1 protein-coding gene is annotated in these 1,093 nt (G+C 52.1%); it reads left to right on the forward strand.

Going from position 1 to position 1,093, the window contains the following annotated elements; genetic code table 11:
- Positions 1–162: 162 nt before the first annotated feature.
- Positions 163–930, forward strand: coding sequence for a hypothetical protein (locus FE811_RS26970; RefSeq protein ID WP_140849586.1), 768 nt, complete (start codon positions 163–165; stop codon positions 928–930).
- The last annotated feature ends 163 nt before the right edge of the window (positions 931–1,093 follow it).

A 1,093-nucleotide genomic window follows, 5' to 3' on the forward strand; every position in this document is an offset into this window, starting at 1 on the left:
TGGATGCCATCAAGCTCCTGGAGATAGCGGCGAGAGTCAGGCCGGATGGCCAAATTATCAAGAACAAGCTCGTGGAGCTGAAAGCTGGTGTTCCCAAGAAGAGGCAGACCTGATTTGAAAGCCGTTAACCTTCTGAGGTCTTTGCCTGCTAGGCAGGGTGCAGTGTCGATCAACGTGTTCCTCGAAACCGAATATTACTACATAGAAGGCCATATCTTCGACACCGACCTTCTGGTTGTTGTTTTCGAACCGGCAGGTGGACTTGACCCTCGTCCAAGCGCCTTCAGGCTCGGCTGGGGTGTTGAGGTTTTTCGCAAGAGGCAGAAGTCAGTGCTTGCGATCAAGCCGAAGCGCGTTAACTGGTATGTCACCCCGGATCTCGAGCAAGCCTTGACGGACCTGCGTGATTTCTTCCACGAGTTCGACAGGGTCGTGACATACGGTGCCTCGATGGGAGGGTATGGAGCGCTTCTTTATGCTGACACTGTTAGTGCGAAGCAGGTGTTTGCCTTCTCTCCTCAGTCTACGCTGGACCCTTCCAAGATCGTGGACAGACGCTTTCCACGAGCCGAAAACTGGGACTTCACAACAGCATTGGGCGATGTGCAAGGCCGGTTTGATAGCGTACAGTCTGCATACATCATCTACGATAAGAACGCGCCAATGGACTACATCCATGTGCGCAGGATCCGGCAGGCGAACCTTGTCGAATGTCACGTTCCGGGCAGTGGGCATTCGTCGATCGAGATCTGCAAGGCCTGCGGTGCATTGCAGATGATCGTCCAATCCATAATTTCCGGCAGCTTCGATCAAAGGATTTTTGCGAAATTGCTTAGAAAACGGAAAGCACTTGCTCAGTACAGACAGGAAGTTTCTAAGCAATGGAACAGACGATCGCTTCGCTTGTCCCGTGATCAGAACTTTCCTTGAACAGGATAAAAATGGCGATACTCGGCGGTAATCGTTGGCGGTTCCAATTGGCTCTGATGACAAATCGGCTGGGTTGATTCATCTGGAGAATCCAGCGTGATAGCTGGGCTGCATGAGCAGACCCATACCGCCGACCTAGGCTCAGGATGCATTGATTTTCAAG

This window comes from Paracoccus sp. FO-3, from assembly GCF_006386455.1.
GTDB lineage: Bacteria > Pseudomonadota > Alphaproteobacteria > Rhodobacterales > Rhodobacteraceae > Paracoccus > Paracoccus versutus.